The sequence below is a fragment of the Hymenobacter sp. BRD67 genome (assembly GCF_013256425.1).
Taxonomy (GTDB): Bacteria; Bacteroidota; Bacteroidia; order Cytophagales; family Hymenobacteraceae; genus Hymenobacter.
In genome coordinates, this window is sequence record NZ_CP053904.1 from 46,106 (window position 1) to 63,049 (window position 16,944).

The following is a 16,944-nucleotide window of genomic DNA, read 5'->3' on the forward strand; positions in this document are numbered from 1 at the left end:
TTACGAGAGCTTGGCCGCCAGTAGAACTACAAAACAACTTCATTAATACAACACCCGGAACTTGATGGTGTGCTCCACCGCGCGCAGCGCCTGAATCACGTCCTGGTCGTACTCGCGGTTGATATCGGTAATCACGTAGCCAATCAATTCGTTGGTTTTTAGGTACTGACCCAGGATATTGACGTGGTGCGCGGCCAGCACGTTGTTGATACTGGCCAGCACGCCCGGCACGTTGGCGTGAATGTGGATGAGCCGGTGGCCGGGCTGGGTGGGCAGCTGAATATTGGGGAAATTGACGCTCTGCTGGGTGTTGCCGGTGTTCACGTACTCCATGATGCGCTCGGGCACAAACTCGGCGATGTTGCGCTGGGCCTCGGCCGTGCTGCCGCCGATGTGAGGCGTGAGCAGCACGTTGGGCAGCCCGCGCAGCTCGCTCTCAAACGCTTCGCTGTTGGTTTTGGGCTCGTGCGGGAACACGTCGATGGCGGCGCCGCCGAGGTGGCCGCTACGCAGGGCTGCGGCCAGAGCCGGCACGTCCACGACGTGGCCACGTGCGTTGTTGATGAAGAGCGCGCCGGGTTTCATGAGTGCAAACTGCTTCTCGCCGAAAAAATCCTGGTTTTCGGGCCGGCCGTCGATGTGCAGCGTCACCACGTCGGCCTGGCGTAGCAGCTCTTCCAGGCTCCGGGCCTTCACGGCGTTGCCCAGCTGAAGCTTCTCGGCCATGTCGTAGTAAATCACCTTCAGGCCCACAGCCTCGGCCACCACCGAGAGCTGCGCCCCGATATTGCCGTAGCCAATGATGCCCAGGGTTTTGCCCCGAATCTCGAACGAGCCGCTGGCCGACTTATCCCACTCGCCCCGGTGCATCTTGGGGTTTTTTTCTGGAATGCGGCGGGCCAGCACAATCAGCTCAGCCAGGGTCAGCTCGACCACCGAGCGGGTGTTGGAGAAGGGCGCGTTGAATACCGCGACGCCCTTTTTCATGGCCTCGGGCAAGTCAATCTGGTTGGTGCCGATGCAGAATGCTCCAACGGCAATGAGGCGGTTGGCCGCGGCCAGCACCCGGTCGGTAACCTGCGTTTTGGACCGGATGCCCAGGATGCTCACACCCTCGATGCGGGCAATCAGCTCGTCCTCGTCGAGGGCGCCCTTTACCTGCTCTACCTGATAGCCTTCGTGGCGAAACAGCTCGGCGGCGCGGGCATCGGGGTTTTCGAGTAAAAGAACCTTTATTCGGTTCTTGGGATAGCTCAGGGTCATGGGTAATTTCAGCTGGTAGAGAAACTCGTCAAACGTGGGCAGCACCTCGTCGGCGTGGGCCACCACGCTGGGGCGGCTCACGTTTTCGGTGTAGGCGTAGAAGCGGTGGGCCAGGCCCGCTTCGCGAATCTGGTAGTCGGTGTAGCCATCGCCGAGCACGTACACCGGTCCGTCGAGGTCGAGCAGCACGAGCTGGCGAATCTTACCGCCGTCGCGGCTCAGCACGTTGGCCGGGTCGCAGCCGGTAATGTTGTCCTCGGCATCGAAGGTGAAGGTATTGGCCAGCACGTGGCTGGGGTCGATGCCAAACTCGGCCACCACCGGCTCGATAAACTCCCGGAAGCCGCTGCTCACCACGTAGATGCGGTCGGCGTGCGTCCGAAAAAACTCGCCGTTGCGCCGGATGCTTTCGCTCACCTTGGTTTGCAGGTGCGCCACCAGCGGCGCCAGGTGCCGCCGGTGCGCCCCCAGCAGCGCCAGCCGCTGACTTAGCGACTCCTGAAAGCCGATTTCGCCGGCCATTCCGCGGTCGGTGAGGGCCTTAATTTGAGCAACGCGCGCGGCGCGGTCGGGCTGGCCGGCCAGGGCAATAGCAGCCAGCTCATCGAGGCCTTCGACCTGCGTAAACGTGGAATCGAAGTCGAAAACGAGGTAGGGGAGGAGCGGGGCAGCGTCGAGCATGAGCGCAAAGATGGTGGTGCCATCGCTGCTATAACCTATAAAATGTGCATTATCATTTTGAAAAAGCGTAGCGCTGGCCTTCTTCGGGGGAAGCAATGCTGGTGGTGAAGCTAACAGCTAGCACCTCTACATAGCTGTCATGGCCTTGCACGATATAATGGTGATACACTTTGCCATCCCAGTTCTTCCAAGCAGGATAGGTGTAAGACCGTTGTTGGGTGGCTGTCGCCAGCCACGCAGAATCAATTACTTCAAGCAAAAAGGAGTGAAAGGAATGCTCGGCTATGCTGTAAGGCAGGAACTCAGTTTTTACCATATGTGTCGCCCAGCAATTTAAAAAACTGATTTTTCCCAGTTCATCCGAAGGTTCGGCGTTACCCTCACTCTGAAGGGTAAAAAAAACATCACAATCAGTCGGTGTTATCACTAGAGTCAGAGAGCTTTGCGGGTCTTGCCAAAAAGGTAGCTTAATAGCAGTGGCGGGTGAGGTCGTCATTGTGAGAACATGAAAAATAGAGTGTCGCGTCTCGGTGTCAGATATTTTCTTCACTGGCGTGAGTTTAGCGCAGCGTAACTCGTGCCTTTTTTTCGGGGCAGGCTGTGCCTCCCGTAGAACGAGCTAAGTGGACGACCCTGGCGGCGCGGTTATACTTTGCCGCTGACGCGGCAGTGGAGGTGCAACCTCCACAATGAAAAAAGGCACGAGTTACGGCTTCGCCTAAACTCGCGCCAGTATAGAATCCACGCTAGCCAATCTGGTAAAATGCGCCGACGGCTGATTCACCGCGACTTCGCCTCGCGCCAGCTGAACTCGGGCTCGTAGCCCAGCACTTTCCGCGCCTTCTCAATTGAGAGCAGCGTTTCGTGCTCGCCCAGCTTTTTCCTCACTGGTACATTGGGCAAGTAGTTTTTCATCAGCTCGGTCGAGGATTTCGACATCACCGTATCGGCGTTGGCGATGATAAAGGGGTGCATGCCGGTGGCCTCCCACTCAAGGGCCTTGCGGATGGCCTGGGAGCCGTCGCGGGCGTCGATGTAGGCCCACATATTCCACTTGCGCTCCTCGGGGTCGTGGTCGTAGGCCGGAAACCTGGCGTAGTCGGCGGGCTCCATCACGTTGCTGAAGCGCAGGCCAACGAGCTTCATAGCGGGCGTTTGGAGGACGAACTGGCGGGCCATGTCTTCCATCAGCACCTTGGCCAGAGCGTAGGCGCTTTTGGCGCGCAGCGGGTAGTCCTCGTCCACGGGCGCGTAGGGCTCGCCGCCCTCAAAAGGCTCGCCCAGCGTGGTTTCACTGCTGGCCCAGATGACGTTGTGAATACCCAGCCGGCGGGCGGCCTCAAACACGTTGTAGGTGCCCATAATGTTGTTTTGAAACAGATGGGCATCGGGGTACTGGCGCGGCGTCGGGAAAGCCGCCAGGTGAACGATGGCATCGAAGGCATTGGTGCCCACGCCGGCGTGTATTTCATGGCCCACCGAAGAAAATGCGTCGAGCGTCTGGCCGAAATCAGCCAAGTCGGCGATAATGCCTGGAATACCTTTCTCGGGCGCTACGGTATCAACCACGAATACATCGTAGCTGTGGGCCAGCAGGTCTTGCACGCAAACGCGGCCGAGCTTGCCGGTGCCGCCGGTCACGGCCACGCGCTTTTTGGCGGTGGGCTTTTGGGGAGATTTCATAAAATTGGAAAAGGAAGGATAGAGTCATCGCCGCTGGAATGGACGATGGTCAAAAGTCTAGTACGGTCAGCCGGGCCGGGCCGCTGCGAATTGCCATAAAAACCGCCGCTTTTCAAAGCCATACGACTCGAAAAGCGGCGGTTTTAGAACGCGGTTAAATTTCGCTCAAAACATCTAGCTGAACGTCATGCTGAGCCTGTCGAAGCATGACATTCTGCTAGGGTTTCTAGTGTGTCCCAGTTAGCGGGGTGATTACACCAGCTTATCGGGCGTGATGGGCAGCTCGCGCACGCGCTTGCCGGTGGCGTTGAACACGGCATTGGCAATGGCCGGGGCCACGCCGATGGTCGCAATTTCGCCGATACCCTTGGTGCCCAGCGCGTTCACGTGGTAGTCGGGCTGGTTCACGAAGGCCACTTCTACGGCTGGCGCGTCGGCGTGTACGGGCACGTGGTAGTCGGCAAAGTCCTTGGTAACGTAGCGGCCGTAGCGGTGGTCGATGACGGCGTCTTCCATCAGGGCCATGCCGATGCCGCCCACGGCACCGCCCTTCATCTGGTTGGCGGCAGTTTTCTGGTTGATAATGGTGCCCGCGTCGGCGCACGACACGAGCTTGCGCACCCGCACCTCGCCGGTGAGCACGTGCACCGCCACCTGGGCAAAGTGCACCGAAAACGAGTACATTGAATACGTCTGGCCATCGGTGCCGGTGGGCTTCGACTCCACGTTGACGAAGGCTGCGCCCGGCTGCTTGAGCAGGTCGGCGTACTGCGCGCGACTAGCCCCCGCGCTGGCCAGCGTCAGGTAGCCGTCGGCCAGCTGCACGTCTTCTTTTTTAGCCGAGGCGAAGGCCGGCTGGCTCGCCCCAGCCAGCTCGCGCAGCTTGTCTTTCAGCGCCAGGCAGGCATCCTGCACGGCCTGGCCTACAGTATTCACCGTGGAGGAGCCGCCCTGCGAGCCCGACTGCGGAAAGCCCGAATTACCCAGCTCAAACGTGATGCGGCCAGGGTCGATACCCAACGTATCGGCCGCAATCTGGGTCATGGCCGTGCCCGTGCCGGGACCGATATCGGTGGTGGCGCATTGTAGCACTACGTGGCCGTTGGGCAGCAATTGGGCGCTCACGTGGGCCGAGCCCCGGTGCGCCCCGAAGGTGCCCACGCCCATGCCGTAGCCCAGTAGCCAGTCGCCCTCGCGCACGGCGCCGGGCTCCAGCTTGCGGTTCTGCCAGCCGATGCGGTCGGCGCCGAGCTGGTAGCATTCCTTCAGAAACTTGGTGCTCCAGGGCCGGTTTTTCTCGGGGTCCTGGTCGGTGTAGTTGCGCAGGCGAAACTCCAGCGGGTCGAGCTTGAGCAGATACGCCATCTCGTCCATCGCCGACTCCAGGGCAAACGCGCCGGTGGCCTCGCCGGGGCCGCGCATCCAGATGGGCGTGCTCACGTCGAGGGCCGCAATGCGGTAGCGCGTCGTCAGGTTGGGCGACTGGTACATCATGCGCGTCTGGGCCAGCGTCGATTCGGTAAACTCCTCGTAGGTGGAAGTCTGGCCGATGGAGTCGTGGCTGATGGCCGTGATTTTGCCATCGGCCGTGGCGCTCATCCCGATTTTCTGCCAGGTGTAGGGCCGGTAGCCCACCATCGTAAACATCTGCTCGCGGGTCAGCATCAGCTTTAGCGGGCGGCCAACTACCTTGGCGCCCATCACGGCGGCCGACTCGTGCGGCCAGCTGTGCAGGGCGTTGCCGAAGGCGCCGCCCACGAAGGTGGCAATCACCTGCACGTTCTCCTCGGGCAGGCTCCACTCCCTGGCAAAATCGCGGCGCGTGCCGAGCGTGCCCTGCGTCTTGTCATACAGCGTCAGCCGGTCGGGCGCCTCCCAGTGCGCCGTGACGGACTGCATCTCCATCGGGCTGTGCATCTCGTTCGGAATCACGTATTCCTGCTCGATTTTGAGGCTGGCTGACTTGTACGCATCGGCCTGCCCGCGCTGGTAGTCGGCCATCGGCGACTTTGGGTTTTTCTGGGCCGAAGTGGGCAAAAAGGCCTGCGCCGCGCCCGCTTTCATGCTGGTCTGGTGTGCTTCCTTGGCATACTGCGCCTGCACGAGCCGGGCCGCGTGGCGCGCCCGCTCGTAGGTGTCGGCCACCACTAAGGCAATCGGCTGGTCGTTGAAGCGAATCTTCTCGTCGTAAAATACCTTCAGCGGCCCGCCCTCGGTCGGGGCTGCGAGGGGTCTTTGCCGGCAGGCTTAAAGCCCGGTACCTTGGGCGCGTTGAGGTGCGTAAGCACGGCCAATACGCCCGGCGCGCGCTCGGCGGCCTTGGTGTCGAGGCTAGTGATGCGGCCCTTGGCAATGGTGCTGCCCACCAGCACGCCGTAGGTCATGCCCGGCAGCTCGTACTCGGCCGAGTAGCGGGCACCGCCCGTCACTTTGAGGTGGCCATCTACCCGGCTCATCGAGCTCCCAATGTGCTTTTCTTGCGTTTTCATAAATGAAGTAAGATTGGGTAGCGTGGACTCTTCAAGTCCGCGCGTAGGGGGTTGTTCAACGTTCCTACGCGCGGACTCGCAGAGTCCAAGCTACAGCATTAAGCCGCGCTGGCTGTTTTAAGCGCCTGCACGAGGGTGTTGGGGGCCAGCCGGAGCTTATAGGCATTGTGTTTGAAAGCTTTGGCACCCTGCATCGCCACCTCGGCGGCGCGCCGGAAGCTGGCTTCGGTGGCGGGCTGGCCCACCAGGGCCTGCTCGGCAGCCGGGAGGCGCCAGGGCTTGTGGGCCACGCCGCCCAGCGCCAGGCGGGCCGCTTTAATCGTGTTGTTCTCTATATCGAGCGCTACGGCGGCGCTCACCAGGGCGAAGGCGTAGCTGGCGCGCTCGCGCACCTTTTGGTAGTGCACGTGCCTGGTAAATGGATTGTCGGGAATGTCCACGGCCGTTATCAGCTCGCCGGCTTCAAGGTTGGAGTCGCGCTCGGGCGTGTCGCCGGGCAGGCGGTGCAAGTCACTGAAGGCCAGCTGCCGGTCGCCCTTCGGCCCGCTGATGAGCACCGTGGCGTCGAGGGCCACCAGCGCCACGCTCATATCCGAGGGGTGCACGGCGATGCACTTGTCGCTGGCCCCGAAAAGGGCGTGCATGCGGTTGATGCCTTCCAGCGCTGCGCAGCCGGTGCCAGGCTGGCGCTTGTTGCAGGGCATACTCAGGTCGTAGAAGTAGCTGCACCGCACGCGTTGCAGCATATTGCCGCCCACAGTGGCCATATTGCGCAGCTGCGGCGAGGCGCCGGCATTTAGCGCCAGGGCCAGCAGCGGCTGCCGGGCGCGCACCTGCGCATCGCCTGCCACGGCCGAGTTCAGGGCCAGCGCCCCGATGCGCAGGCCTGTAGGCTGGGCTTCGATTTTATTGAGCGGCAGGCGGTTGATGTCTACCAGCTTTTGGGGCGTCATCACGCCGCGCTTCATCAAATCGACGAGGTTGGTGCCGCCGGCGATAAACTTGGCGGTGGGGTCCTTGGCTACTACGTCGATAGCGGCCTGCGGCTTGGTAGCGCGCACGTACTGGAACTGGTTCATACCTTTTGCCCTCCGCCTTTTACGTCCTGAATAGCCGCCACAATGTTGGCGTAGGCCCCGCAGCGGCAAATATTGCCGCTCATATATTCTCTAATTTCACCCTCTGAGCCGGCGTGGCCTTCGCGCACGCAGGCCACGGCGCTCATAATCTGGCCGGGGGTGCAGTAGCCGCACTGAAAGCCGTCGTGCTTCACAAACGCCTCCTGCATGGGGTGCAGCCTGTCGCCGTCGGCCAGGCCCTCGATGGTCGTGATTTCCTGGCCATCGTGCATCACCGCGAAGCTCAGGCAACTGTTCACGCGCTGGCCATCGACGTGCACCGTGCAGGCGCCGCACTGGCCGTAGTCGCAGCCCTTTTTGGTGCCCGTCAGGTGCAGCTGCTCGCGCAAAAAGTCGAGCAGCGTGGCGCGCGGTTCGACTGAAACCTTGTGCTTCACGCCGTTGACTTTCAGGCTCAGCGGAATTTTCTCGAAGGCGGCGGCCACGCGCTCGTCAAAGCCTTCGGCGGCGGCCGTCACTACTGAGCCGGGCACCAGGGCCAGGGCCGTGAGCAGTGACGACTGCTTGAGAAACGTGCGCCGGGCCTCGTCGTGGTTTGCCGGCGCGTCGAGGTCGGGGTTCGTAGTCATAATTTGGTAAAAATACGATGTATGAAAAGCCGGGTAAGGACTACTTTAAGCGGTGAGCGTTGCGGCCGGTTCCGGTCTGGTAACCGGCAAGTAAGTTTCAGGTTGAGTAATAGGCGCATACATTTTGCCCCAAAAAGTACCGGAGGCTGAAAGTTAGCTCCGAAGCAGAATACCGCTGGCCTTTCTGGTTTTACAAGCCGACGGATGTACCATAGGAAACGCCGTAAATTTGCCCCTTGTCTTTTAGCTTATTAGGATGAGAAACCTGCTGCTCGCCGCTATTGCGCTGCTCACTGCCGCCGCACCGGCTCCTTCTGCGTCCGTAGCCCCGCGCAGCCGCACCTTCCAGCTGGTGTGCCGGGCTGCCGTGCCGGCGCCTGCTGCCGGCACTAGGACGCTGGAATTCTGGATGCCCGTGCCGCACAATGACAAAAACCAGGACGTGCGCGACCTCAAAATAGAGGTGTCTGGCTTTCCAAATCGTATTAAGCTTCAGAATATAAAGGCCTCTGATACGAATGCTGCTGTGCCTGCCCCTTATACTGTTGAAACCGATATGTATGGCAACAAAATCATGCATCTGGTAGTGCAAGCGGCTTCAGTCCTTCAGGCTGGTGTGCTATATGATAAACATATGGCCCAGCAATTGTCAAAGCTTCCTGCTGCGCCTATTGAGCCATTAGTGATTACGCTTACGGCCCGCATCACGCGCCGCGAGCACCTCAACCTGCGCGCCAACTCCGATACCGCGCCTGTTGAAGCCGAAGCCACCGACCCCAACTTGAGCCGCTGGTTGGCTCCCGACCGCCTCGTGCCGCTCGACTTTAAAATCAAAGCCCAGGCTCAGGCAGTGGTAGACAAGGCCGGCGCCAAAACCGATTTGCAAAAGGCCCGCGCTATCTACGAGCACGTGGTGAGCACCGTGACCTACGACAAAACCGGCCAGGGCTGGGGCCGGGGCGATATATATTATGCCTGCGATGCCCGGCGCGGCAACTGCACCGATTTTCACGCCATTGTGATAGGCTACTGCCGGGCGCTGGGCATTCCGGCGCGCTTCAGCATCGGGCTGCCGCTGCCGGCCGAGCATGGCAAGGGCGAAATAAAGGGCTACCACTGCTGGGCCGAGTTCTTCACCAAGCAAACCGGCTGGGTGCCGGTCGATGCCTCGGAGGCTGCTAAAAACCCGGATAGGCGCGCCTACTTCTTCGGCGCGCACGATGAAAACCGCGTCGAGTTCACCCGGGGCCGCGACCTGACGTTGACGCCCAAGCAGGCCGGCGCGCCACTCAACTACTTCGTGTACCCGTATGCCGAGGCCGACGGCAAATCCGTGGAAAACGTGGAGCACACGTACACGTTCGAAGACGTAGAAAAGTAGCGTGGACTCTGCGAGTCCGCGCGTGGAACGAACCAGTACGAAACCACGCGCCTACCTACTGCCTCACGGCGCCAGCACGAGCTTGCCGAAATTCTGGCCCGAGAACAGCTTGAGCAGTGCGGGCAGGAAGTTTTCGACGCCGTGCTCGACCTGCACTTTGGGGGCTTTCAGCTGGCCTTCGCGCAGCCAGCCGGCCATTTCGCGGGCGGCCTCGCCGTAGTGGGCGGCGTTGTCGAATACCACGATGCCTTCCATGCGGGCGCGGTTGACGAGCAGCGAGAGGTAGTTGGCTGGGCCCTTCACGGGCGTCGTGTTATTGTACTGCGAGATGGCTCCGCAGATGACAATGCGCGCCCGCAGCCGGATTTGCTCCAGCACCAGGTCCAGAATCTCGCCGCCCACGTTGTCGAAATACACGTCGATGCCCTCGGGGCAGGCAACGCGCAGGGCCTGGCGCACGTCCTCGGTTTTGTAGTTGATGCAGGCGTCGAAGCCCAGCTCTTGCACGCAGTAGTCACACTTTTCCTGCTCGCCGGCCAGGCCTACCACCCGGCAGCCCTTGAGCTTGGCAATCTGGCCTACCACGCTGCCTACGGCACCGGCCGCGCCGCTCACCACCACGGTTTCGCTGGCTTTGGGCTGGCCGGTATTGAGCAGGCCGAAGTAGGCCGTCATGCCCGTCATGCCCAGGGTCGAAAGGTAGGTTTCGAGCGGCGCGTGGCGGGTATCGACCTTTTGCAGAAAGCCGGGGTGGGCCGGGTTGGCGGCCGTTTCGCCCTCGCGCAGCGCGTACTGCTGCACCTGAAGGCCGCCCGTCACGTAGTCGCCCACGGCGAAGGCCGGGTGCTGCGACTCGACCACTTGGCCCGCGCCCAGTGCCCGCATCACTTCGCCAATGCCCACCGGCGGAATGTAGCTGCGACCCGCGTTCATCCACCCGCGCATGGCCGGGTCGAGCGAAAGCAGCTCGTTTTTAATCAGTACCTGCCCGGCTTGCAAGGCTGGCACCGCGCTGGTTTCGATGGTGAAATTTTCGGGGATGGGCAGGCCGGTCGGGCGCGAAGCCAGCTTGACCTGGGTGTTGGAATATGGCATGGGAAGGAGTGATATAATCGGTTGTCATTGCGAGCCTGCGAAACAATCGCACCCGAACGACCCTAGCGCAAGTCGTTCGGGTATCGTGCGGGTGTGATTGCCGCGCTGCGCTCGCAATGACAGACGAATAAGAGACAACACTTTGAAAAATAAAGGTAAAACTACCCTTGCAGCTCCTGCACGTCCTGGGGCGTGAGCTGCACGCTCATCGCTTTTAGCAGCTCCTGTAGCTGGGCGGGGCTGGTGCTGCTGGCAATGGGCGCCGTGATGCCGGGGGCCTGCATCAGCCAGGCCAGTGCTACCTGGGCCTGCGTGACGCCGTGGCGCTGGGCTACGGCATCGAGGCCATGCAGGATTTTCAGGCCCTTATCGTTCAGGTACTTGCTGCCTACGCCACCGCCGCGGGCGCTTTTTTGCAGGTCGGCCGGGCTGCGGTATTTGCCAGTGAGGAAGCCCGCCGCCAGCCCGTAGTACGGAATAACGCCGATGCCGCTGGCCTGCACAATTGGCAGGTCGGCGTGCTCAAAAGCTTCCCGGTCGTAGAGATTATACAGCGGCTGCAGGCTTTCGTAGCGCGGCAGGCCCTGCTGCGCCGCGTCGAGGGCCGCCTGCAGGCGCTCGGGCTTGAAGTTGGACGCGCCGATGGCCCGCACCTTACCCTCTTTAATAAGCTGCGCATAGGCTTCGAGCGGCTCGGTTACGGGCAGGCTTTCGTCGTCTTTGTGCGATTGGTAGAGGTCGATGTAGTCGGTCTGGAGGCGCTGGAGCGAGCCTTCCACGGCGCGCATAATATAGGATTTTGACAATCCTTTGTTTTCAGCATTTACTTCCCAGCCCACTTTGGTAGCGATAACGACGTCGTCGCGGCGGCCGCGCTGCTTCAGCCACTTGCCGATGATGGTTTCCGACTCGCCCCCGACGTGGCCGGGCACCCACACCGAGTAGCCATCGGCCGTGTCGATGGCATTGCCGCCGCCCGCCACAAAGGCATCGAGCACGGCAAAGGAAGTCTTTTCGTCGGCCGTCCAGCCGAATACGTTGCCGCCCAGCACGAGCGGAGCAATGTGGAGGCCCGAGCGGCCAAGTTCACGATGTTGCATGAATATAGTAAAAACAATGAATAAAGCAGCGCGAGCCCTTCGCGCGGCCTGCCTGCGAGCAAGAACACGCCAGCCGGCTTTTTGATTGAAGCCTGCGCCAGGCTACAGTGGCGGCTTGGCGCTTGCAGCGCAAGGGCTACATTTGGCAATACTTCTTTTTGCCGTTAAGTATTCCATGAAAAAAACTTTCTTTGCCAAGCTGCTGGCTAGTGCGGCGCTCCTGGCTGCGGGGGCGGCTCAGGCTCAGCCCACCACTCCGATGGCCCCGGCCGGCCTGCCGCCCTACAACGCCCGGGCGCTGTTTACGCCTGATTACCTTAATCAGGTGGGCCCGGCCACGCGCACGGCCGGCGGCCAGCCCGGCGCCACCTACTGGCAAAACGCGGCCGACTACCAGATTGCGGCCTCGCTCGATGAGAAAGCGGCCCGCGTAACGTCCAGCGTAACGATTACTTACACCAACAACAGCCCCGACGCGCTGCCCTTTGTATGGGTGCAGCTCGACCAGAATCTGTTTCGGGCCGACTCGCGTGGGGCGGCCGTAACCCCACCGGCGGGTGGGCGCTTCGGCAACTCGGCGCGGGGCTTTCAGGGTGGCGACTCCTTGCAAACCGTGATGATTGAGCTGCACGGCAAAAAAATGAAGGCGCAGTACCGGGTGTATGATACGCGCATGCAGATTATTCTGCCCGAGGCCATGAAGCCGCACGGCGACAAGCTGAAAATCAGCATTGCCTACGCCTTCAATATCCCCGAGTACGGGGCCGACCGCCTGGGCCGCCTCAAAACCCAGAACGGCGAAATCTTTGAGGTGGCGCAGTGGTACCCGCGCATGGCCGTGTACGACGACATAGAAGGCTGGAACACGCTGCCCTACATGTCGGCTGAGTTTTACCTCGAATACGGCAACTTCGACTACACCGTGAACGTGCCGGCCAACTACCTCGTGGGCGGCTCGGGCGAGCTGGTGAACCCCGCCGAAGTGCTCACGGCCAGCCAGCAGCAGCGCCTGGCCAAAGCGGCCGGCTCGGACCAGACCGTGCTCGTGCGCACCCCGGCCGAAGTAACGCAGGCGACTTCGCGCCCGGCGGGCAAAAACGGCCGCCTCACCTGGCACTTCAAGTGCCAGCGCGCCCGCGACGTGGCCTGGGCCGCGTCGTCGGCCTTCGTGTGGGATGCGGCCCGGATGAACCTGCCCAGCGGCCGTAAGTCGCTGGCTATGTCGCTCTACCCCGTGGAGGCCGCGCAGGACACGGCCTGGAATCGCTCGACCGAATATATTAAAAAGAGTATAGAATATAACTCGAAGCAGTGGTACGAGTTTACCTACCCGGTGGCTACCAACGTGGCCGGCGTGGTGGGCGGCATGGAGTATCCGGGCATCGTGTTCTGCGGCGCGAAGGCCCGCAAAGGCAACCTCTGGGGCGTTATCGACCACGAGTTTGGCCACAACTGGTTCCCGATGATTGTGGGCTCCAACGAGCGCAAGTACCCGTGGATGGACGAAGGCTTCAACACCTTTATCAACATCCTGTCGAGCCAGAACTTCAACAACGGCGAGTACAAGGAGCAGGGCGACGTGCCGGCCCGCATCACGCCCGGCATTATCCGGGCCATGCAGGACCCCAACGCCGACGTGCCCTACACCGTGCCCGACGTGACGCAGGCCCGCAACCTGGGCTTTGCGGCGTACAGCAAAACCGGCTTTGGCCTCTACCTGCTGCGCCACGAGATTCTGGGCCCCGAGCGGTTCGACTATGCTTTCCGCAGCTACATCCGGCGCTGGGCATTTAAGCACCCCACGCCGCGCGACTTTTTCCGCACCATGAACGAGGTCGGCGGCGAAGACCTGACGTGGTTCTGGCACGAGTGGTTTTTCGAGAACTGGCAGCTCGACCAGGCCGTAACCTCGGTGGCCTATGTCAACCAGGAACCGGCCAAGGGCTCGCTCATTACCCTCGAAAACCGGGGCCAGGCCGCCATGCCCGTAACGGCCGAAATCACTGAAGCCAGCGGCAAAAAGAGCACCGTGCACCTGCCCGTTGAAATATGGCAGCGCGGCGGCACCTGGACGTTCCGCTACAACTCCACCACGCCGCTCACGCTGGTAGTATTGAATCCGACGAATATTCTACCCGACGTGAACCGGGCCAACAATACCTGGCGCGCCATGAAGCTGCCTGAGTAAGGCGAAGCTTGTAAAAAAGTATAGCAAATATGCTATAAAGAGCCTCCTGCTCATCCGGCATCTACCTGCCAGATGAGCAGGAGGCTCTTTTTGTTTTTCTGGATAGCTACGATTTACCCAAATGCCCCTGACTTGGACCTGCGCACGGAGTGCGCGGCCTAGCGCGGTTTCGGAGTCGCTGTACGGTAGCATGGACTTTTAGTCCGCGCGTTGCTATGCTGAGCACTCGCGGACTAAAAGTCCACGCTACTTGACCAGCCTTACTCTGATTCCGAAACCGCGCTAGTCGCGGGTGCGCAGCACCCGCCAGCCGTGGGCCGGCACGGTGCGCGCTTTTTGTTGCGCCAGGGTAAGCGCCTCGCCGCTAAACACGTCGAATAGTCCTTTTTGGGGTGGCACCAGCATCTTCTGGCCCGGCAGCTCCAGCGGCCCGGCGGTGGCATTGACGAGCACGACCACGGCCGAGCCGTTTTTTTCGCGCACAAAGCCGTAGAGCCCGGCCGGCGTGGTGAGGCGCTGAAAGTTGCTGGCCGCATCACCGTTGCGCAGGGCCGGGTGGCGTTTTTTGAGCTGCAAGAGCTTGGTGTAAAAATCCTGCAGCGGATAATCGGCCCAGTCAATCGGGTCGCGGTCGAAGAAAGCCAGCCGGCGGTTCAGGGCCGCTTCCTGGCCGCTGTAGAGCATCGGCATGCCGGGCAGCAGGGCCGTGAGCACGGCGAAGGGCAGCGTCAGCGCGCCTAGGCGCTCGTACTCGGTGCCGTCCCAGCTGTTCACGTCGTGGTTGCTGGTAAAGTGCATCAGGTACACCGAGGGCGGGTACTTTTCGCGCTCGGCCGCCAGGTACTCGTCGATGTCGCTCAGCTGGGCCTTGCCTTCGGCAATTCGGTCGAGCAAATAATGCAGGCGCAGGCCAAATGTCATATCGAAAGCCCGCTCCAACAGCTGCGTTTCGGAGTTAAACTCCTCCCAGGTCAGGCCGCCCGACGGGTACAGCTCGTCCCACTCGGCGAGCATGAATACGGGCTTGATGGCCTCCAGCGCTAGCCGGGCTTCGTCCCAGAAGTCGGTGGGCACCAGCCCGGCCACGTCGCAGCGAAAGCCGTCGACATCGGCTTCCCGCACCCAATAACATAGTAAATTTACCATATACTGACGCAGGGCCTGGTTGGTATAGTCGAGCGCCACCACGTCGGTCCAGTCGGCTACGGGCGGCACAAGCTGGCCCTGAGAGTCGTGCCGGTACCAGTCGGGGTGCTCGGCGATGAGCCCGTTGTCGCGGCTGGTATGGTTGGCCACCCAGTCGAGCAGTACTTTCAGCCCCAGGCTGTGAGCGGTTTGCACGAGGTGTTTGAGGTCGTTCAGGGTGCCAAATTCCGGGTTCACGCCGAAGTAGTCCTGCACCGCGTAGGGCGAGCCCAGCGAGCCTTTGCGGCCAATCTTCCCGATGGGGTGAATAGGCATCAGCCACACGATAACGACGCCCATCTTCGCCAGCCGGGGTAACTGCGCCTCAAGGGCCCGGAAAGTGCCCTCGGGGGTGTAGTTGCGGACGTTGACTTCGTAAATAGTGGCGTTGGCGGCCCACTCGGGGTGGCGCACCACAAAACGGGAGGCGAGCAGATGGTCGGACATATGCAATAGTAGCGTGGACGCTGCGAGTCCGCGCGTAGGTCGTTCTCCGCGCGCACTCGCAGCGTCCACGCTACTGCTTTTGCCGCGCTATGGTTGCTGCGTGCGCAGCACGCGCCAACCGTGGGCGGGCACCGTCACGCGCGCATCTGTGATGGGCGCGCCCACATCGGCAAAAGCATCGGTCACGGTTTCGGCGGGGTGGGCGAGGAGTTGAGGCCGTGCGCCCAGGTTCACCGCCACCCACACTTTAGCCTTGCCGTCGCCACTGGCGCGCTCAAATACGAAGCAGTTGGGCGGTGCGGGCAACATAGTGAATTTGGCGCAGGCATCGCCGTTGCGCAGGGCAGGGCTGGTTTGCTTGAGGTGCAGCAGCGCCGCGTAAAACGCGTTCAGCCGGTAGCCCTTCCACTGAATGGTATCCTTGTCGAAAAAGCGCAGCTTCCTAGTGGAGGCGGCTTCCTGCCCACTGTAAACCAACGGGATACCGGGTAGTAGCGCCGTGAGCACGGCCATTGCCTGGGCATCGGCTCCGAGACGTACGCTTTCGGGGTTATCCCAGGCATTTACATCGTGCGACGACGTGAAATTCATCAGGTATACGCCGGCCGGGTACATCTTACGCTCGGCCGCCAAGTAGCCGGGCAGTGCCGCCACTGGCTTTTTGTGCTGCGCAATGCTGTCGAGCAGGTAGTGCAGCTTCAGCGCATACGTGGCATCAAATGCTTTTTCGAGCAGGTGCGTATGCGGCGTGAATTCGCCTTTTTTGAGGAAGGGCGGGTCGTGCAATTCGTCCCACTCGGCCAGCATAAACACCGGCTTTATTCTTTCCAGCGCGGGCCGCGTATCGTTCCAGAAGTCGGTGGGCACCAGCCCGGCCACGTCGCAGCGAAAGCCGTCGAAGCCCGCGTCTTTTACCCAAAAAGCCATGCTCTCGGTCATGTACCGGCGTAGGCCAGGCTTGCGGTAGTCGAGGTCAATCACATCCTGCCAATCGGCCACGGGCGGCACAAAATTGCCCCTGGCATCGTGGGTAAACCAGTCGGGATGCTGCTTGCTCAGGTTGCTGTCCCAACTGGTGTGGTTGGCCACCCAATCGAGAATGACGTGCATTCCCAGTTTATGCGCTTCATTAATAAGATGCTGCAAATCAGCCATTGAGCCAAACTCGGGGTTCACCGTGCGGTAGTCGCGCAGCGAGTACTGGCTGCCCAGCCGGCCCTTGCGCTTCACCTCGCCGATGGGTTGCACCGGCATTAGCCACAAAATGCTGACGCCCATTTTTTGCAGGCGCGGCAGGTGCTTCTCAAACGCCCGGAACGTGCCCTCGGGCGTGTACTGGCGCACATTTACCTGGTAGAGGCTGGCTGAGGTAGCCCAGGCCGGGTGCTGGATGGTAAACGGCGCGGGCGGCCGGCAACCTGCCGGAATAGCAGTATCAGCCTGGGGGGTGGAGTGCGAGCAGCCAGCCAGCCCCATCAGCCCCAGGCTGGCCAGTAAAGCGCGCCCCGACTGCTGAAGGAAGGGAAGAAGCATGCCGCAAGGTAGCGAGCCCGTTGGGTTATGCCGGCTTCTTAAAATTAGAACATAGTTAGCTGATAAAAGGCCCGGTAGCTGCCCCGGCGGTGGGCAATCGGGCACCAGCTGGCCGCACGCAGAGCGAGTAGTTGATGACTACTTCAGGCACGAGGCATCCTGCGCCCGTTGTTGCCGTATGCGGTCCGGCG

Annotated in this window: 13 protein-coding genes; 2 read left to right on the plus strand and 11 right to left on the minus strand. The window is 61.4% G+C overall.

The genetic code is table 11. The features are described 5' to 3' along the window. Window positions 1–42: 42 nt before the first annotated feature. From serA to GKZ67_RS00245, 7 genes are all read right to left on the minus strand, one after another. Window positions 43–1,944: a phosphoglycerate dehydrogenase gene (gene serA / locus GKZ67_RS00215; protein ID WP_173240595.1), complete on the minus strand. Its 1,902-nt coding sequence runs from the start codon at window positions 1,942–1,944 to the stop codon at window positions 43–45. A 52-nt stretch (window positions 1,945–1,996) separates the two neighbouring features. Next, window positions 1,997–2,494 carry a hypothetical protein gene (locus GKZ67_RS00220; protein ID WP_173240597.1) on the minus strand — a complete coding sequence of 166 codons (498 nt, stop codon included), beginning with the start codon at window positions 2,492–2,494 and terminating at the stop codon, window positions 1,997–1,999. Window positions 2,495–2,724: 230 nt separating this feature from the next. After that, window positions 2,725–3,627, minus strand: a complete 903-nt coding sequence (locus tag GKZ67_RS00225; protein WP_173240599.1) for an NAD-dependent epimerase/dehydratase family protein — start codon at window positions 3,625–3,627, stop codon at window positions 2,725–2,727. A 252-nt stretch (window positions 3,628–3,879) separates the two neighbouring features. Continuing rightward, complete coding sequence (locus GKZ67_RS00230; RefSeq protein ID WP_173240601.1) at window positions 3,880–5,772, minus strand: xanthine dehydrogenase family protein molybdopterin-binding subunit; 1,893 nt, start codon at window positions 5,770–5,772, stop codon at window positions 3,880–3,882. Between the two features lie 53 nt (window positions 5,773–5,825). After that, entirely contained in the window at window positions 5,826–6,116 is a 291-nt protein-coding gene (locus GKZ67_RS24225; RefSeq protein WP_173240603.1) for a hypothetical protein, read from the minus strand. A gap of 98 nt (window positions 6,117–6,214) precedes the next feature. Beyond that, window positions 6,215–7,195 carry an FAD binding domain-containing protein gene (locus GKZ67_RS00240; RefSeq protein WP_173240605.1) on the minus strand — a complete coding sequence of 327 codons (981 nt, stop codon included), beginning with the start codon at window positions 7,193–7,195 and terminating at the stop codon, window positions 6,215–6,217. Continuing rightward, the gene (locus GKZ67_RS00245) at window positions 7,192–7,824 is read right to left on the minus strand and encodes a (2Fe-2S)-binding protein (RefSeq protein WP_151087256.1); all 633 of its coding nucleotides are present in this window, start codon (window positions 7,822–7,824) and stop codon (window positions 7,192–7,194) included. Before GKZ67_RS00245 ends, GKZ67_RS00240 begins: the two co-directional genes overlap by 4 nt. A gap of 256 nt (window positions 7,825–8,080) precedes the next feature. Between GKZ67_RS00245 and GKZ67_RS00250 the strand changes: the two genes are divergently transcribed. Next, the gene (locus GKZ67_RS00250) at window positions 8,081–9,205 is read left to right on the plus strand and encodes a transglutaminase-like domain-containing protein (protein ID WP_173240607.1); all 1,125 of its coding nucleotides are present in this window, start codon (window positions 8,081–8,083) and stop codon (window positions 9,203–9,205) included. 63 nt (window positions 9,206–9,268) lie between these two features. On the opposite strand, the gene GKZ67_RS00255 is transcribed toward GKZ67_RS00250, so the two are convergent. Then, window positions 9,269–10,300 carry an NADP-dependent oxidoreductase gene (locus tag GKZ67_RS00255; protein ID WP_173240609.1) on the minus strand — a complete coding sequence of 344 codons (1,032 nt, stop codon included), beginning with the start codon at window positions 10,298–10,300 and terminating at the stop codon, window positions 9,269–9,271. A 161-nt stretch (window positions 10,301–10,461) separates the two neighbouring features. Then, complete coding sequence (locus tag GKZ67_RS00260; protein ID WP_173240611.1) at window positions 10,462–11,400, minus strand: aldo/keto reductase; 939 nt, start codon at window positions 11,398–11,400, stop codon at window positions 10,462–10,464. 175 nt (window positions 11,401–11,575) lie between these two features. Here GKZ67_RS00260 and GKZ67_RS00265 point away from each other — a divergent pair, with 175 nt between their 5' ends. Then, complete coding sequence (locus tag GKZ67_RS00265; protein ID WP_254244977.1) at window positions 11,576–13,588, plus strand: M1 family metallopeptidase; 2,013 nt, start codon at window positions 11,576–11,578, stop codon at window positions 13,586–13,588. 282 nt (window positions 13,589–13,870) lie between these two features. Here GKZ67_RS00265 and GKZ67_RS00270 read toward each other — a convergent pair whose 3' ends face one another. Together GKZ67_RS00270 and GKZ67_RS00275 are read right to left on the minus strand one after the other, a co-directional pair. Further along, window positions 13,871–15,220, minus strand: coding sequence for an alpha-amylase family glycosyl hydrolase (locus GKZ67_RS00270; protein WP_173240613.1), 1,350 nt, complete (start codon window positions 15,218–15,220; stop codon window positions 13,871–13,873). An 87-nt stretch (window positions 15,221–15,307) separates the two neighbouring features. After that, window positions 15,308–16,753 (minus strand): alpha-amylase family glycosyl hydrolase, encoded by a 1,446-nt coding sequence (locus GKZ67_RS00275; protein ID WP_173240615.1) that lies wholly within the window; start codon window positions 16,751–16,753, stop codon window positions 15,308–15,310. Window positions 16,754–16,944: the final 191 nt, after the last annotated feature.

Coding starts and splice junctions, on each gene's coding strand:
- GKZ67_RS00245 (WP_151087256.1), bottom strand. CDS start 7,824: ATGACTACGAACCCCGACCTCGACGCGCCGGCAAACCACGACGAGGCC.
- GKZ67_RS00255 (WP_173240609.1), bottom strand. CDS start 10,300: ATGCCATATTCCAACACCCAGGTCAAGCTGGCTTCGCGCCCGACCGGC.
- GKZ67_RS00265 (WP_254244977.1), top strand. CDS start 11,576: ATGAAAAAAACTTTCTTTGCCAAGCTGCTGGCTAGTGCGGCGCTCCTG.
- GKZ67_RS00275 (WP_173240615.1), bottom strand. CDS start 16,753: ATGCTTCTTCCCTTCCTTCAGCAGTCGGGGCGCGCTTTACTGGCCAGC.
- GKZ67_RS00260 (WP_173240611.1), bottom strand. CDS start 11,400: ATGCAACATCGTGAACTTGGCCGCTCGGGCCTCCACATTGCTCCGCTC.
- GKZ67_RS00240 (WP_173240605.1), bottom strand. CDS start 7,195: ATGAACCAGTTCCAGTACGTGCGCGCTACCAAGCCGCAGGCCGCTATC.
- GKZ67_RS00250 (WP_173240607.1), top strand. CDS start 8,081: ATGAGAAACCTGCTGCTCGCCGCTATTGCGCTGCTCACTGCCGCCGCA.
- GKZ67_RS24225 (WP_173240603.1), bottom strand. CDS start 6,116: ATGAAAACGCAAGAAAAGCACATTGGGAGCTCGATGAGCCGGGTAGAT.
- serA (WP_173240595.1), bottom strand. CDS start 1,944: ATGCTCGACGCTGCCCCGCTCCTCCCCTACCTCGTTTTCGACTTCGAT.
- GKZ67_RS00270 (WP_173240613.1), bottom strand. CDS start 15,220: ATGTCCGACCATCTGCTCGCCTCCCGTTTTGTGGTGCGCCACCCCGAG.
- GKZ67_RS00225 (WP_173240599.1), bottom strand. CDS start 3,627: ATGAAATCTCCCCAAAAGCCCACCGCCAAAAAGCGCGTGGCCGTGACC.